The 1,020-nt window shown below is 47.9% G+C and carries 1 protein-coding gene; it reads right to left on the bottom strand.

Translation table 11 applies throughout. From position 1 onward, the window contains the following. Positions 1-481: 481 nt before the first annotated feature. The coding region (locus EBR25_14545; GenBank protein NBW42188.1) for a hypothetical protein at positions 482-1,020 on the bottom strand (539 nt) is incomplete at its 5' end.

Raw genomic sequence — 1,020 nt, 5'->3', positions numbered from 1 at the left:
AAAGCCTTTATCTTCATCTGACCGCCGCATCTATGGCACTCAAGGGGGTCTATTTCGAATACCCGCTTCATGCAGGCGGCCCAATAGGTAGAGGGGCGCTCTGGCGGATCGATTTCCGGGAGCAGTCCTGGGAAATCTAGCTGAACACGTTTAGCTCCGCGAGTCCGTGCTGAGTACACACCGACATACCTGGTGGTCTAGCCTCGAACTGCTCGAATCGAAAGCGCGAGCCGATGATCGGTAATCGTCTAAGGACATGTTGAATACGATGATGATGCATCGCACCCCATGTGCCGTATCGAGCGAACTCTTTGCGTGTATCCTGCAGTGCCTGAACAACATGTCGAGCAATAGCCTGCCTATCTTCTTCTGATTGAACTCTTTGTCTTAATCTTAGCTGAATTGCTTCTTCATTTCCTCACTCTCAGATATTGGAGCACTCCAAATCAAAAAAGGCTAATTAGAAAAGGATAGTTCCAGACTACAGGCGAGCAAAAACTGGCTTTAAATTCTTGTCAAGCGGAGTGCCTCCTTTGACGAGTCCCCACTGTAGTGCATCTGACATCTTTGGCTGATCCAAATCAGGACAGACTATGCGTAAGATTCTCTCTGTAGTTTTTGGCATCACAGGAGATAGCAGTACGCTGGCAATTCGTACCGACTCAAGGGCAGAGTAGAGGACTTCACCAGCTTCTCTAGTTTTCCCTTCTTTCACAAGAGACCAAGGGGCATGGTCTCCAAAGTACTTATTGGTGAGGTTGAGAAGTTCAACGACAGCTCCCACAGCTCCTTCAACGTCGAGACGATTAATTCTTTCGTAGACATCAATCCCGACTCGAATAGCCGATTTCGCCAAGACTTTTGTGCTCTCCATGGTACTTGTTGGAGGTGGCGTTGTCCCGTCAAATGTCTGTGCACTAAGCTTAACCGCTCTGCTGATAAGATTACCAAAGTTGTTGGCGAGCTCCTCATTAACTTTCGATTTCGCCTTCTCGATATCAAACGCAAGATCGTTTCCAA

Source organism: bacterium, assembly GCA_009926305.1.
In the GTDB taxonomy this organism is placed as follows: domain Bacteria; phylum Bdellovibrionota_C; class UBA2361; order UBA2361; family RFPC01; genus RFPC01.
Note: the sequence above shows the minus strand (reverse complement) of the source record. Positions and strands in the feature narration are given on the sequence as shown.